We start from the raw sequence: 12,353 nt of genomic DNA, 5'->3' as shown, positions 1-12,353 counted from the left end.
AAGGAGATTATTATGTTTTGGAATTTAGTTCGTTATGAATTTAAAAATGTCAACAAATGGTTTTTAGCCCTCTATGCAGCTGTACTATCCTTATCTGTCATCATCGGTATTCAGGGCAGTAGTCTCTCAAGCACCTATTATCAAGATAAGGGCGTTGTCATGTTAGTATTTCTATCTCTGGTTTTTGGTGGTCTGGTTATTACTTTGAGTATCTCAACCTTGATTTTGATTATTCAACGATTTAAGGGAAGTGTTTATGATCGTCGTGGTTATCTAACCCTCACCCTGCCAGTATCTGAACACCAGATCCTCTCCGCTAAACTGCTTGGAGCCTTTGTTTGGTCTTTGACAAGTACAGTGGTTTTCCTTTTTAGCCTTTATATTATCATTTCCATGATTCAACCAGACGCCTTCCTATCTAGTTTTGCCGAGTATATGCTAAAAAATTATACAGATAATTTCTGGTTAGCCTTGATTTCCTATATTTTTAATACTCTTGCAGGTATTCTTTGTATCTACTTGTCTATCTCTATCGGTCAACTCTTTAATGAATACCGTACAGCTCTTGCGGTTGTTGCCTACATCGCCATCCAAATTGTTCTTGGCTTTGTCACTCTCAATCTTCGCATCGATTTCGACTACAATTGGGTATTATCCTTTGAAATTTTCAAAGACTTAATCCTTAGCGTCGGTTTCTATCTCGGAACCTACTATATCTTAAAGAACAAAGTAAACTTACAATAATGAATGAAGCCCCTAGCAAATAAAGCTAGGGGCTTCTTTTTACACAAAGAAATATAACATTCTTATTTTTTAACTCAATATCAAACCTGCTACGATGGGACTTACAAATACATAGAGAATACCGGTAACACCGATGGCTAGTCCTCCCATAGCACCTGCAACTGGTCCATAGCTAAAAGCTGCTCCAGTCCCAACTGCGTGACCAGTTCCTCCAAGAGCAAGACCAACAGCTACTGGGTCGTCAATTTTTAGCCATTTTAAAAGTGTTGGTCCAATAACGCTAGTCAAAATGCCAGTTGCTACCACAACTACCAAGGTGATCGTCGCTATCCCTTGTAGCTTATCCGTAATTCCAACTGCCATGGCCGTCGTTACAGACTTTGGGAAAAGCGAAATCGCCAAGAAGAAATCCATACCGAAAAATTTTGCAACTAAAGCTGTAAAAACTGTATTTACAACAACAGCAAGGAAACTACTGAGTAGAATACTTCTAACATGGTGTTTCATGAGGTGAAAACTCTTATAAAGAGGAATTCCTAAAGCTACTGTTGAGGGAACAATCAAGTTATTGAGGTAGACCCCACCTTGATAATAGGAAACATAAGAAATACCAGTCAGTTTTAGAAAAATAATGATAAATAAAGTTGCTAGCAGCAAGGGAGTGGTCAGAGGATGAGGGTACCGTCTAAAGATAATCATGCCTCCAAGATAAGCCAAAATAGACAAGGCTATCCCAAAAAGTGGATTGGATACAAATTCGCTCATTTAGCACCTCTTTCTTCGTAATCACCTTCATAACGCTTTTTGATAAACTGAACTACAAGCGCAATCAAGATAATATTGATAACTGCTGCAAAAAAGACAATCAAGACAATGGGCAATAAATAAGGAGCAATCACATCAAATTTCTCCATAATCCCAACTGCAGGAGGTAGAAAGAGGATAGTCATATTAGCTAGGAGAAAATTCCCAACCATGTTGACATGACGTACCCGCAACCACTTGAACTGCAAAGCTAAAAATAAAATAATCAAACCGATAATGCTTCCAGGAATAGGCAAATGGAAAAAGCTAGAGATTCCCTCACCAATCAGTGAAATGACAAAGAGAATCATTAGCTGAACATATAATTTCATCGTTTACTCCACAAATAGACTTTCTGCATACCAGTTTACTCTTTTTTCAGAAAATTTCAAGGAAATACACAAGAAACATCCTTCTTGCTATCTATTCCAAAAAGTTGTATACTAATTGCGTGCGCAAGCATCTCAGATAGGCAAATCTGTTTATAACTACCATATAGAAAGGAGATTGATATGACTTACTTAGAAAAATGGTTTGACTTCAACCGCCGACAAGTAGAGCTAGAAGCTCTTTTAGAGCAAACGATTGCTGAGCAGAGTGACCAAAGCCTAACGCTTAAAGAATTCTATCTCTTGCACTTTTTAAATCAGGCTCAAGAAAAATCTTTGAGACAGATTGACCTGCCTGATAAACTCCATCTGAGTCCAAGTGCTGTATCACGAATGGTGGCACGCCTAGAAGCCAAAAATTGTGCTTTACTTAGTCGGAGATGTTGTGACCAGGATAAGCGAGCTAGTTTTATCTGCCTCACTAAGGAGGGTCAGACAACTCTTGCCTATCTACAAAAAGCTGTAGAAGAAAGCCTTGAAACAAAAGCAAGTTGGCTTTCCTAAAATTTTTACAAAAAAACTTGCGTGCGCAAGCAATTTTCTTGACATTCCTTTTTCCAAGGAGTAAAATGAAGATATGATTTAGCAAAGGAGAATCCTATGATTGAAATCACTTATCTTGATGCCAGCAAGCAAGAGAGAACCATGACCTTCGAGTCATACGAAGAATTTGAACGTTCTCAACATGCCTGCCTAATTGGTGTCGCAGACTACTACCCTGTCCAAAAAGTAACCTACAAGGGACATGATTTGGACTACCATGGGACTTATGGAGATGTTTTCTTCTATCTCATGAAACAAGATTTAAGCCAATATAATTAAAAAGGAGAAATACTATGGCAAAAGCAATTACAGATGCAACATTCGAACAAGAAACTAAAGACGGATTGGTCTTGGTAGACTTCTGGGCAACTTGGTGTGGTCCATGTCGTATGCAAGGTCCAATCTTGGACAAATTGTCTGAAGAACTTTCAGAAGATGTCTTGAAGATCGTTAAAATGGACGTTGACGAAAATCCGAATACAGCTCGTGCATTTGGTATCATGTCTATCCCTACACTTCTCTTCAAGAAAGATGGACAAGTTGTTAAACAAGTGGCTGGTGTCCACACAGCTGAACAAATCAAGGCCATCGTTGCTGAATTGAGCTAATCAAAGGAGAGACCAAGTGCATTCATTTGGTCTCTTTTTTCTTGCCCTTTGCCATTTTTCAAAAAATATGCTAGACTGTAACTAGAATATTACGATGTTTGGGACATGCCATCGCTAAAAAAAACCTTTACTTGGTATTTTTTAGCTCCCTCTGGGGAGCTTTTTGCGTGCTCTGAACATTTCCCATTTTGGAAGGAGTACTATGAAACGTCAATCAGCCTTGGTCGTCTTTAGTGGCGGTCAAGATTCAACAACCTGCCTTTTCTGGGCCAAGCAACACTATGAAAGGGTCGAAGCCGTTACCTTTGCCTACGGTCAACGCCACCATTTAGAAATTCAAGTGGCCAAAGAAATCGCTGAGGAACAAGGAATTCGTCATCATATCCTAGATATGTCTCTGCTAGGACAAATTACTGAAAATGCCTTGACTTCAGATTTAGAAATTGAGCAAAAAGAAGGAGAGGTTCCTAATACCTTCGTTGACGGTCGCAATCATCTCTTTCTGTCCTTTGCGGCAGTCCTTGCCAAGCAGCGTGGAATTACGGATATCGTGACAGGAGTGTGCGAAACAGACTTCTCAGGTTATCCTGACTGTCGGGATGTCTTTGTCAAATCACTCAATGTCACGCTCAACCTTGCTATGGATTACGACTTTGTGATCCAAACGCCTCTCATGTGGCTAGACAAGGCTGAAACTTGGGAATTAGCTGACCAACTTGGTGCCTTTGACTACGTTCGTGAGAAGACCTTGACCTGCTACAATGGGATTATCGGTACTGGTTGTGGAGATTGTCCTGCCTGCCATCTACGCCAACATGGTTTAGAGGTTTATCTCTCTCAGAAAGGAGAGGCCTGATGTTTTTTGCCCCCAAAGAAATCAAACAGGAAACTGGGGAATCTCTTGTCTACAATCCTCACAGAACCTTAGTCTCAAAAGAATTTACCTTCGATGCTGCCCACCACCTCTTTCACTATGAAGGAAAATGCAAATCCCTACACGGTCACACCTATCATCTGCAAATCGCTGTCAGTGGATTTTTAGATGATAGAGGTATGACCTACGATTTCGGAGACATCAAAGCTATCTACAAGGACTACTTAGAGCCCCACTTGGATCATCGCTATCTCAATGAAACCCTGCCCTACATGAATACAACTGCTGAAAATATGGTTTACTGGATTTTCCAAACCATGAGCCAAGAGCTGCCAGACGAGCGCGGTCTCCGTTTGGAATATGTTCGCCTCTATGAAACTCCGACTGCCTTTGCAGAGTTTAGACGGGAGTGGTTAGATGACTAAGGAACGTGTCCTCAAACTACCAGTTCTAGAAATTTTTGGGCCTACCTTTCAAGGTGAAGGTCGTGCTATCGGCCAGAAAACCATGTTTGTCCGCACTGCTGGTTGCGACTACCACTGCGACTGGTGCGATTCTGCCTTTACTTGGGACGGTTCTGAAAAACCAACTCGTATGACAGCTGATGAAGTAATCGCTGAGTTAGACAAACTAGGAAGCTACGACTATGTCACCCTATCTGGGGGAAATCCTGCTATCCTAGCAGCCAATATGGCTCAACTGGTCACCAAACTCAAGGAACGTGGGGTCACTCTGGCTGTTGAGACCCAGGGATCCCGCTGGCAAAATTGGTTAAAAGATATCGACCAAGTCACTCTGAGTCCTAAGCCTCCTTCCTCCAAGATGGAAGTCAACTTTGAGACCTTGGACTTTATCGTTTCACAACTAGACCCAGACAAAGTAACCTTTAAAATCCCTGTCTTTGATGATGCAGATCTAGCCTTTGCCAAAGGTATTCAAGAACGCTACCAACCAGATGTCCTCTTCTTATCGGCAGGAAATCCTGAACCCAAGGCTACAGGCAATATTGTCCAAGACCAACTGGACCGCCTCAAAGAACTCTGGGAACGTGTCGCTGCCGACGATAGCTGGAGCAATGTCCGCGTCCTTCCTCAACTCCATACCCTCCTCTACGACAACCAACGTGGTGTTTAAGATTAGAAAGAAAAAATCATGTCACAACAAGAAGAAATGAAAAACCTCAGCCTCCTCGGCAACAAAGAAACCAACTACATTTTCGAATATCAACCCCAAGTCCTCGAATCCTTTGATAATCGTCATGTGGAAAATGACTATTTCATCAAGTTCAACTGCCCTGAATTTACCTCACTTTGTCCCATCACTGCTCAGCCAGACTTTGCAACTATTTATATTTCCTACATTCCTGACAAGCTCTGTGTCGAGTCAAAATCCCTCAAACTCTACCTCTTTAGCTACCGAAACCATGGAGATTTTCATGAAAACTGTATCAACACTATCGGGAAAGACTTGGTCAACTTGCTAGATCCTCGCTATTTAGAAGTCTGGGGAAAATTTACACCTCGCGGTGGCATTTCAATCGACCCCTACTACAACTACGGTAGACCTGGAACCAAGTATGAAGGATTGGCAGAACAACGCCTCTTCCAACACGACCTCTATCCAGAGAAAATTGACAACCGTTAAACTCATACTCAATGAAAATCAAAGAGCAAACTAGGAAGCTAGCCGCAGGTTGCTCAAAGCACTGTTTTGATGTTGTAGATGGAAGCTGACGTGGTTTGAAGAGATTTTCGAAGAGTATAATACGAAAAAGCCCTGTTCCTCAAGATGAGAAGCAAGGCTTTTTAAGTTTCAATTATTCTTCAGTTCCAAGGAAGTTTTTAGCAACAAGGGCTGCGAGAACTCCACCAACGATTGGTGCAAGGATGAAAATCCAAACTTGTTGAAGAGCTGCGCCACCTACCAATACAGCAGGAGCCAAGCTACGAGCTGGGTTTACTGAAAGTCCAGTGATGTTCAAGCCAGCTAGAATCAAAGCTGTCAATGACAAACCGATCACCAAACCAGCGATTGCGCCATTCCCTTTGCTTGCTGAAGTTACAGTCATGATCACCAAAACAAACAAGAATGTTGCGATTGTTTCAAACAAGAAACCACCAAAGACAGTTACACCGTTTGCCAAGGCATTTTCACCAAGACTTGCAGTTGACATACCTGAATTTGCCAAGAGGAAGAATACAGATCCTGATGCAAGGAAAGCACCAACTACTTGACCAAGGATGTAGTTTACAAGCTCTGAAGATGACAAACGTTTGTTAACAAACATAGCGATAGAAACAGCTGGGTTCAAGTGAGCACCTGAAACAGTTCCGATTGAGAAAGCTGCAACTACGATTGCCAAACCAAAGGCAAGAGCAATTCCAAGGTGTCCAAGACCTTCAACACCATTTCCAAAAACAACAGCTCCTGTTCCGATGAACACAAGCATAAAAGTACCGATTAATTCAGCAACAAATTTTTTCATATTAAGTCTCCTTTTTTCAAACTATGTATTAGTCTATCAGAAGGAGGAAAGGGTTTCAAGAAATGTGCTTGGAAAATATTGTGCGCTTTTCCCCTTTACACGATAGTTTTATTTTTCTAACTCTAAATCTTACAAAGGAAAATTTCCGATCATTTTGGTTTTGAAAAATATTCATTTTTCCCAAAAACCAGTCTTTGTTTGACACTAATTTCACAAAGTTGTATACTAAAAAGCGATAGGACTTCTTTTAGAGTCTATCACAACTCACTTATAACCCTTTGCTGTTCTTTTATGAACGTTTAAATGGTATCACGGATACCAAAGGAGGAATCATATGTCTAAAGTAGCTATTGTTACAGGTGCAGGTCAAGGAATCGGTTTTGCAATCGCAAAACGCTTGGTCCAAGATGGTTTTAAGGTTGGGGTATTAGACTATAATGCTGAAACAGCTGAAAAAGCAGTTGCTGAATTGTCAGCAGAGAATGCTTTAGCTGTTGTAGCAGATGTATCTAAACAAGCAGAGGTTGCTGCAGCTTTCCAAAAAGTTGTAGACCATTTCGGAGACTTAAATGTTGTGGTAAACAACGCTGGTGTCGCTCCGACTACACCTCTAGATACGATTACAGAAGAACAGTTCAATCGTACCTTTGCTATTAACGTCGGTGGGGTAATCTGGGGAGCACAAGCTGCTCAAGCTCAATTCAAAGCACTTGGTCACGGTGGTAAAATCATCAACGCTACTTCTCAAGCAGGTGTTGTTGGAAATCCAAACTTGACTGTTTATGGTGGTACAAAATTCGCTGTTCGTGGTATTACTCAAACATTGGCGCGTGATTTAGCTGACTCAGGCATCACTGTTAACGCTTATGCTCCAGGTATCGTTAAAACACCAATGATGTATGATATCGCTCACGAAGTTGGGAAAAATGCAGGAAAAGACGACGAATGGGGTATGCAAACATTCGCAAAAGATATTACATTGAAACGCCTATCTGAGCCAGAAGATGTCGCTGCAGCGGTTAGCTTCCTTGCTGGACCAGATTCAAACTACATTACAGGACAAACCATTATCGTCGATGGTGGTATGCAATTCCATTAAGATTAAAAAATAAGAGGTTGGATAATAATCCAACCTCTTTTATCATCTCTACGATTCCAATTTCCAGAATCATTTTTTTATTAGTGAAAATAATCTTTCTTCAAGACTAGAAATACTCTCCTGCTCTAAATAGTGTGATTTGCCCTGTTTTAATAGAACACAAGATTAGGAACAGTTTGGATATCCATTTTTTCTGCGAAATCATAAAAAAATTAAAGTTCCCATTGCCGCTGTGGATACGTTTATTGACTCTTTCGCGCGCCATTTCAAGAGCATAAAAAATCACCTTTTCTAGGTGATTTTTTCATAGTCTCTTATTTTTCCAATTCAAGCAAAACACTTATGGCAGATAAGGCATAAAGTGGTGCTGTTTCTGCTCGTAGGATGCGAGGACCAAGTCCTGCAAGGACCGCTCCTTTGGCTTCAAAACTTTCAATTTCTGCAGGGGATAAACCACCTTCTGGACCAAAGATAAAGAGCAGTTTAGCTCCCTTTTCTAACCCAGCAACAGCTTGGATGAGCGCAGCTGATTCTCCTTCTTTAGCCGACTCTTCATAGGCCACTATGATAGAGTCAAACTGGTCGAGCTGAGCTAGAAAGTCTGCCTTTTTTTCAAAAAGGGTAATGCTCGGTACCAAATTCCGCTTGCTTTGTTCTGCCGCTCCAAGGGCGATTTTTTCTAGTTTCTCGACCTTTTTGCCCAATTTCTTGCCATCCCATTTTGCGACAGACCAGTCTGCGGGAAAGGCCCAGATTTGACTAGCACCCAGTTCTGTCACCTTTTGAGTGATGAACTCCAGTTTATCTCCCTTGGGAAAGCCAGAGGCAATGGTCACTTGGACTGGCAGTTCCACATTGTCAGCTAATTCCTCAACCAGCTCCAATTGACGCGCCTCTACATTTATCACGCGCGCCAAACGCTTGATACCATCATCAAAAACTAAAGTAACCTCATCATTATCCTTCAGGCGCATGACCTGAAACATGTGCTTGCTGGTTTCCTTGTCCTCGATAGTGACAGGAGAGATTGCACTCCCCTTGACAAAATACTGCTGCATGCTAGCCTCCAATCACACCAGAAATATCCTTGGTCTTCTTGAAGACGCAGGCATTCCATTCTCCTTGGATCATGTGGGTTTCAAGGAAAAATCCAGCTGACTCAGCCGACTCACGCACCATGTCCCACTTGTCCTTGATAATGCCACTCATGATCAGGTAGCCCTCATCCTTGACCAAGCGATAAGCATCATCCGTCAGATGAATGAGGATATCCGCCAAGATGTTGGCCACGATGACGTCTGCCTCAATCTCCACCCCCTTGAGCAAATCACCTGGGGCTACATGGATATTTTCCATGCCAGGATTGAGTTCAATATTTTCCTGAGCGACTCGAACCGCTACATCATCTAGGTCATAGGCAAAGATTTCCTTGGCACCCAAAAGTGAGCTTGCAATGGAAAGGACGCCTGAACCTGTCCCCACATCTAGTACTGTTTCGCCACCACGAAGGACCTGCTCCAAGGCAAAAAGACTCATCTTAGTCGTCGGGTGTGTTCCAGTCCCAAAGGCCATACCAGGGTCTAGCTTGATAATCTTTTCTCCCGGTGTCGCCTCATAGTCTGTCCATGACGGCACGATGGTCAGGTCATGGGTAATGCGAGCTGGTTCATAGTATTTCTTCCAGTTGTCGGCCCAGTCTTCCTCAGCCAAGGCAGTCGTACCAATCTTGACTTCTCCTAAGTCCATAAAGTCGGTCAATTCTGCTAAGCGAGCCTGCAAGTCCGCTTCAACCGTTGCCACATCAACCGTTTCCGGATAGTAGGCTGTAACCACAATTTCTTCTTGTTGCTCGACCTCAGGGAAAATTTCACCGAAACGGTCCACATTTCCCACATAGTCCATACTGTCTTCAATCGCAACACCCTGAGCACCTAACTCGATCAAGAGATTGGAAACCAACTCCTCTCCCTCACGCTTAACTGTAACTTTTAATTCTTGCCATGTTTCCATTTTGTATTTTCCTTATTCTTCTTAAATTCTTCAATCACATCTGTATAGTGTTCTTTCATTGCGCTATGAATCTGCTGTTTAAAAATACCAAACATAAGATAATAAACAAATAGAACAATTCCTGCAAGCAGTAGCAAAAATAAAAAATGTACTGAAAGAGGCAGTACGAGACCTCTACCACTCAGTAAGGGTAAAACAAGCATTAATCCCCAAATAACAGCCATAGAGATCCCAGCTACTTTCGTACCACTTTCTCTCTGCTTCTTTAGCTTTAAATATTCCATATAAATAAATGCAGCTTCTTCCCTAGAGTATTGTCCAGTTTTTAGTTTGCGTTTAACTTCCTTGTTTAACGTCGTTGTTGCAATCGCAAAAATCATTTTACTTCCTCCAAATATTCCCTCAATCTACCCTGCAACTGTGGCACAGCCTGTTTAGAATCTAAAAATTCCTCAATGTTCATCAGTTTATAGGCTTGCCCTTCATCTCCAAAGGTGATACTGTCAAATTGTTCTTGTCTTAGCTGACCGACCATAAATACTGACTGTCTGCCTTCATAGAGCATGCTGGGATAGACCTTGCTCCAGAGCAGGCAATCCTCAGTCAGATGAATTCCTAGTTCTTCATAAACTTCACGCGCTGCGCACTTGAAAGGACTTTCATCCCCTTCGCGACCACCTCCTGGCAACTCCCACATATTGGGCCAAGGGATATTGTCCTTGTCATCACGCAAGATGGTCAGTAGCTTATCTCCACAAAAGAGAGCAATCTTGCAGCCAGTAAAATCTGAAATGTCTATATCCACTACAAGCTCCTAGTATCTCGGATAAGGGTAAAATTCTCCCTCTTCCAAGCCGACTTTTCCTTCTTCAAAGACTTCTTGGTTCCATTCCATGACGAATTCTTCTGCTTCTGGGTCTTCCAAAAAGTCCATGAGAGCATCTAGCCCAACCTCTGCAGTATCTTTGAGAAATAGTGCAAAATAAGCTAAGAATTCACGAGAAAAACCTTTCTTAGGCAGGTAAGGGATGACTGTGAGATAGTCTTCTGCATTAACTGTTGACTTGGCAGGGTTGTAAAAAAGTACCGCTTCTTCAAAAAGGATATCATCTGACGAAACCTCTCCGTCTTCATCTAACATCTCCACCCCTGCAGCATTTTGTGCCTCTAATAGAAAACTCACTTCAACCGCATGATTGCGCTTGTCCCAACTAATCTCATAATCAAAAGGAAAGTTCTTGTCCAACTCTTCTTGTAAAACATCTAAAAATCCATATGTTGCCATTTTGTCCTCTTTCTATACGACTCTTCAATCGCCCCGAATACTCGGAAATATGCTAAAATAGATACTACCATCTTACCACATTCGTATCAGAAAATCCATGTTAGAAAGGACTGCTATGCCAGACAATCTCGCGCTTCGTATGCGCCCCAAAACCATCGACCAGGTCATCGGTCAGGAGCATCTAGTTGGACCTGGCAAGATTATCCGCCGTATGGTGGAAGCCAATCGCCTATCCTCTATGATACTCTACGGACCTCCAGGCATCGGAAAAACCAGTATCGCTTCAGCCATCGCTGGAACGACCAAGTATGCTTTCCGGACCTTCAATGCGACAGTTGATAGTAAAAAACGCCTCCAAGAAATCGCTGAGGAAGCTAAATTCTCAGGTGGCCTTGTACTGCTACTAGACGAGATTCATCGTCTTGACAAGACCAAGCAAGACTTCCTCTTGCCTCTTTTGGAAAGTGGACTGGTCATCATGATTGGAGCCACGACTGAAAATCCTTTCTTTTCTGTCACTCCAGCCATTCGTAGCCGTGTTCAGATTTTTGAATTAGAACCCTTATCCAATCAAGACGTCAAAAAGGCCATTCAAATAGCCCTGACAGATCCTGAACGTGGTTTTGATTTCCCTGTTGAATTAGATGATGATGCCCTTGATTTTATCGCGACATCTACCAATGGAGACCTCCGGTCTGCCTTCAATTCACTTGATTTGGCAGTTCTCTCCACTCCAGAAAATGATGACGGTGTCCGCCACATCACGCTCGACATCATGGAAAATAGTCTTCAGAGAAGCTACATCACTATGGACAAGGATGGAGACGGACACTATGATGTTCTATCTGCCCTGCAAAAATCCATCCGTGGATCCGATGTCGATGCTAGTCTCCACTATGCTGCTCGCTTGATAGAAGCAGGTGACCTTCCTAGTCTAGCTCGTCGTTTGACTGTTATTGCTTATGAAGATATTGGCTTAGCCAATCCAGAAGCGCAGATTCATACCGTAACTGCTTTGGATGCTGCGCAAAGAATCGGTTTCCCAGAAGCCCGCATCCTCATTGCCAATGTCGTCATTGATCTGGCACTTTCACCTAAGTCTAACTCAGCCTACGTGGCTATAGATAAGGCCTTGTCTGACCTTAAAACATCGGGGCATCTACCGATTCCACGTCACTTGCGAGATGGACATTATAGCGGTAGCAAGGAATTAGGTAACGCCCAAAATTATCTCTATCCACATAATTATCCTGGTCACTGGGTCAAGCAAGAATACCTACCAGAAAAAATCCGTGACCATCACTACTTTTCTCCGGAAGATAGTGGAAAATACGAACGGGCCCTGGCTCAACGCAAGGAAACCATTGATAAATTACGAAACTCGTGAAATCCTTTTCAAAAATTATAATTTCCCCTTGATTTTTTTTGAAAAAGTGGTATCATATAATCATAGAAACGCTGTGGTGTACGACTTCACATTTAAGTGTTGACCGACTATTTTTTGTATTATTA

18 protein-coding genes are annotated in these 12,353 nt (G+C 42.2%); 10 read left to right on the top strand and 8 right to left on the bottom strand.

The window, feature by feature from the left end; all coding sequences use genetic code 11:
• Positions 1–12 precede the first annotated feature (12 nt).
• The gene (locus M1F91_RS07725; protein WP_247913215.1) at positions 13–744 is read left to right on the top strand and encodes a hypothetical protein; all 732 of its coding nucleotides are present in this window, start codon (positions 13–15) and stop codon (positions 742–744) included.
• A gap of 69 nt (positions 745–813) precedes the next feature.
• Here M1F91_RS07725 and M1F91_RS07720 read toward each other — a convergent pair whose 3' ends face one another.
• Together M1F91_RS07720 and M1F91_RS07715 are read right to left on the bottom strand one after the other, a co-directional pair.
• Positions 814–1,509, bottom strand: a complete 696-nt coding sequence (locus M1F91_RS07720) for an LrgB family protein (RefSeq protein ID WP_247913214.1) — start codon at positions 1,507–1,509, stop codon at positions 814–816.
• Positions 1,506–1,880 carry a CidA/LrgA family protein gene (locus tag M1F91_RS07715; RefSeq protein WP_004250774.1) on the bottom strand — a complete coding sequence of 125 codons (375 nt, stop codon included), beginning with the start codon at positions 1,878–1,880 and terminating at the stop codon, positions 1,506–1,508. Before M1F91_RS07715 ends, M1F91_RS07720 begins: the two co-directional genes overlap by 4 nt.
• Before the next feature lie 180 nt (positions 1,881–2,060).
• Here M1F91_RS07715 and M1F91_RS07710 point away from each other — a divergent pair, with 180 nt between their 5' ends.
• The 7 genes from M1F91_RS07710 to queF all read left to right on the top strand — a co-directional run bounded on the left by M1F91_RS07710 (position 2,061) and on the right by queF (position 5,606).
• Positions 2,061–2,441: a MarR family transcriptional regulator gene (locus M1F91_RS07710; protein WP_006149405.1), complete on the top strand. Its 381-nt coding sequence runs from the start codon at positions 2,061–2,063 to the stop codon at positions 2,439–2,441.
• 96 nt (positions 2,442–2,537) lie between these two features.
• Positions 2,538–2,759 (top strand): DUF4649 family protein, encoded by a 222-nt coding sequence (locus M1F91_RS07705; protein ID WP_004250771.1) that lies wholly within the window; start codon positions 2,538–2,540, stop codon positions 2,757–2,759.
• Positions 2,760–2,773: 14 nt separating this feature from the next.
• Complete coding sequence (gene trxA, locus M1F91_RS07700) at positions 2,774–3,088, top strand: thioredoxin (protein WP_001029581.1); 315 nt, start codon at positions 2,774–2,776, stop codon at positions 3,086–3,088.
• Between the two features lie 202 nt (positions 3,089–3,290).
• Positions 3,291–3,944, top strand: a complete 654-nt coding sequence (gene queC, locus M1F91_RS07695) for a 7-cyano-7-deazaguanine synthase QueC (protein WP_004250769.1) — start codon at positions 3,291–3,293, stop codon at positions 3,942–3,944.
• Positions 3,944–4,387, top strand: a complete 444-nt coding sequence (gene queD / locus M1F91_RS07690; RefSeq protein WP_000464566.1) for a 6-carboxytetrahydropterin synthase QueD — start codon at positions 3,944–3,946, stop codon at positions 4,385–4,387. Before queC ends, queD begins: the two co-directional genes overlap by 1 nt.
• Positions 4,380–5,096 carry a 7-carboxy-7-deazaguanine synthase QueE gene (queE, locus tag M1F91_RS07685; protein ID WP_247913213.1) on the top strand — a complete coding sequence of 239 codons (717 nt, stop codon included), beginning with the start codon at positions 4,380–4,382 and terminating at the stop codon, positions 5,094–5,096. Before queD ends, queE begins: the two co-directional genes overlap by 8 nt.
• A gap of 18 nt (positions 5,097–5,114) precedes the next feature.
• On the top strand, positions 5,115–5,606 hold the full coding sequence (gene queF, locus M1F91_RS07680; RefSeq protein WP_247913212.1) for a preQ(1) synthase: 492 nt from the start codon (positions 5,115–5,117) through the stop codon (positions 5,604–5,606).
• Between the two features lie 172 nt (positions 5,607–5,778).
• Here the strand turns inward: queF and M1F91_RS07675 are convergent, their stop codons facing one another.
• On the bottom strand, positions 5,779–6,447 hold the full coding sequence (locus M1F91_RS07675; RefSeq protein ID WP_004250764.1) for an aquaporin: 669 nt from the start codon (positions 6,445–6,447) through the stop codon (positions 5,779–5,781).
• 334 nt (positions 6,448–6,781) lie between these two features.
• Here M1F91_RS07675 and M1F91_RS07670 point away from each other — a divergent pair, with 334 nt between their 5' ends.
• Positions 6,782–7,546, top strand: a complete 765-nt coding sequence (locus tag M1F91_RS07670; RefSeq protein ID WP_004250763.1) for a (S)-acetoin forming diacetyl reductase — start codon at positions 6,782–6,784, stop codon at positions 7,544–7,546.
• A gap of 314 nt (positions 7,547–7,860) precedes the next feature.
• Here M1F91_RS07670 and M1F91_RS07665 read toward each other — a convergent pair whose 3' ends face one another.
• From M1F91_RS07665 to M1F91_RS07645, 5 genes are read right to left on the bottom strand one after another with little or no spacing between them, the layout of a single operon-like run.
• Complete coding sequence (locus tag M1F91_RS07665) at positions 7,861–8,604, bottom strand: 16S rRNA (uracil(1498)-N(3))-methyltransferase (protein WP_247913211.1); 744 nt, start codon at positions 8,602–8,604, stop codon at positions 7,861–7,863.
• A 1-nt stretch (position 8,605) separates the two neighbouring features.
• Positions 8,606–9,556 (bottom strand): 50S ribosomal protein L11 methyltransferase, encoded by a 951-nt coding sequence (gene prmA, locus M1F91_RS07660; RefSeq protein ID WP_247913210.1) that lies wholly within the window; start codon positions 9,554–9,556, stop codon positions 8,606–8,608.
• On the bottom strand, positions 9,535–9,936 hold the full coding sequence (locus M1F91_RS07655) for a hypothetical protein (RefSeq protein ID WP_247913209.1): 402 nt from the start codon (positions 9,934–9,936) through the stop codon (positions 9,535–9,537). The genes prmA and M1F91_RS07655 overlap by 22 nt, the downstream gene beginning before the upstream one ends.
• On the bottom strand, positions 9,933–10,361 hold the full coding sequence (locus tag M1F91_RS07650) for an NUDIX hydrolase (protein WP_247913208.1): 429 nt from the start codon (positions 10,359–10,361) through the stop codon (positions 9,933–9,935). The genes M1F91_RS07655 and M1F91_RS07650 overlap by 4 nt, the downstream gene beginning before the upstream one ends.
• A 9-nt stretch (positions 10,362–10,370) precedes the next feature.
• Positions 10,371–10,841 (bottom strand): DUF3013 family protein, encoded by a 471-nt coding sequence (locus M1F91_RS07645; protein ID WP_016466255.1) that lies wholly within the window; start codon positions 10,839–10,841, stop codon positions 10,371–10,373.
• Between the two features lie 115 nt (positions 10,842–10,956).
• On the opposite strand from M1F91_RS07645, the gene M1F91_RS07640 reads away from it, so the two are divergent.
• The gene (locus tag M1F91_RS07640; protein ID WP_247913246.1) at positions 10,957–12,228 is read left to right on the top strand and encodes a replication-associated recombination protein A; all 1,272 of its coding nucleotides are present in this window, start codon (positions 10,957–10,959) and stop codon (positions 12,226–12,228) included.
• Positions 12,229–12,353 lie beyond the last annotated feature (125 nt).

The sequence above is a fragment of the Streptococcus sp. oral taxon 431 genome (assembly GCF_023110115.1).
Classification (GTDB): domain Bacteria; phylum Bacillota; class Bacilli; order Lactobacillales; family Streptococcaceae; genus Streptococcus.
Note: the sequence above shows the minus strand (reverse complement) of the source record. Positions and strands in the feature narration are given on the sequence as shown.

What these genes read in the sequence shown, in the direction of transcription:
- M1F91_RS07725 (WP_247913215.1), top strand. Translation starts at nt 13, where the DNA reads ATGTTTTGGAATTTAGTTCGTTATGAATTTAAAAATGTCAACAAATGG.
- M1F91_RS07720 (WP_247913214.1), bottom strand. Translation starts at nt 1,509, where the DNA reads ATGAGCGAATTTGTATCCAATCCACTTTTTGGGATAGCCTTGTCTATT.
- M1F91_RS07715 (WP_004250774.1), bottom strand. Translation starts at nt 1,880, where the DNA reads ATGAAATTATATGTTCAGCTAATGATTCTCTTTGTCATTTCACTGATT.
- M1F91_RS07710 (WP_006149405.1), top strand. Translation starts at nt 2,061, where the DNA reads ATGACTTACTTAGAAAAATGGTTTGACTTCAACCGCCGACAAGTAGAG.
- M1F91_RS07705 (WP_004250771.1), top strand. Translation starts at nt 2,538, where the DNA reads ATGATTGAAATCACTTATCTTGATGCCAGCAAGCAAGAGAGAACCATG.
- trxA (WP_001029581.1), top strand. Translation starts at nt 2,774, where the DNA reads ATGGCAAAAGCAATTACAGATGCAACATTCGAACAAGAAACTAAAGAC.
- queC (WP_004250769.1), top strand. Translation starts at nt 3,291, where the DNA reads ATGAAACGTCAATCAGCCTTGGTCGTCTTTAGTGGCGGTCAAGATTCA.
- queD (WP_000464566.1), top strand. Translation starts at nt 3,944, where the DNA reads ATGTTTTTTGCCCCCAAAGAAATCAAACAGGAAACTGGGGAATCTCTT.
- queE (WP_247913213.1), top strand. Translation starts at nt 4,380, where the DNA reads ATGACTAAGGAACGTGTCCTCAAACTACCAGTTCTAGAAATTTTTGGG.
- queF (WP_247913212.1), top strand. Translation starts at nt 5,115, where the DNA reads ATGTCACAACAAGAAGAAATGAAAAACCTCAGCCTCCTCGGCAACAAA.
- M1F91_RS07675 (WP_004250764.1), bottom strand. Translation starts at nt 6,447, where the DNA reads ATGAAAAAATTTGTTGCTGAATTAATCGGTACTTTTATGCTTGTGTTC.
- M1F91_RS07670 (WP_004250763.1), top strand. Translation starts at nt 6,782, where the DNA reads ATGTCTAAAGTAGCTATTGTTACAGGTGCAGGTCAAGGAATCGGTTTT.
- M1F91_RS07665 (WP_247913211.1), bottom strand. Translation starts at nt 8,604, where the DNA reads ATGCAGCAGTATTTTGTCAAGGGGAGTGCAATCTCTCCTGTCACTATC.
- prmA (WP_247913210.1), bottom strand. Translation starts at nt 9,556, where the DNA reads ATGGAAACATGGCAAGAATTAAAAGTTACAGTTAAGCGTGAGGGAGAG.
- M1F91_RS07655 (WP_247913209.1), bottom strand. Translation starts at nt 9,936, where the DNA reads ATGATTTTTGCGATTGCAACAACGACGTTAAACAAGGAAGTTAAACGC.
- M1F91_RS07645 (WP_016466255.1), bottom strand. Translation starts at nt 10,841, where the DNA reads ATGGCAACATATGGATTTTTAGATGTTTTACAAGAAGAGTTGGACAAG.
- M1F91_RS07640 (WP_247913246.1), top strand. Translation starts at nt 10,957, where the DNA reads ATGCCAGACAATCTCGCGCTTCGTATGCGCCCCAAAACCATCGACCAG.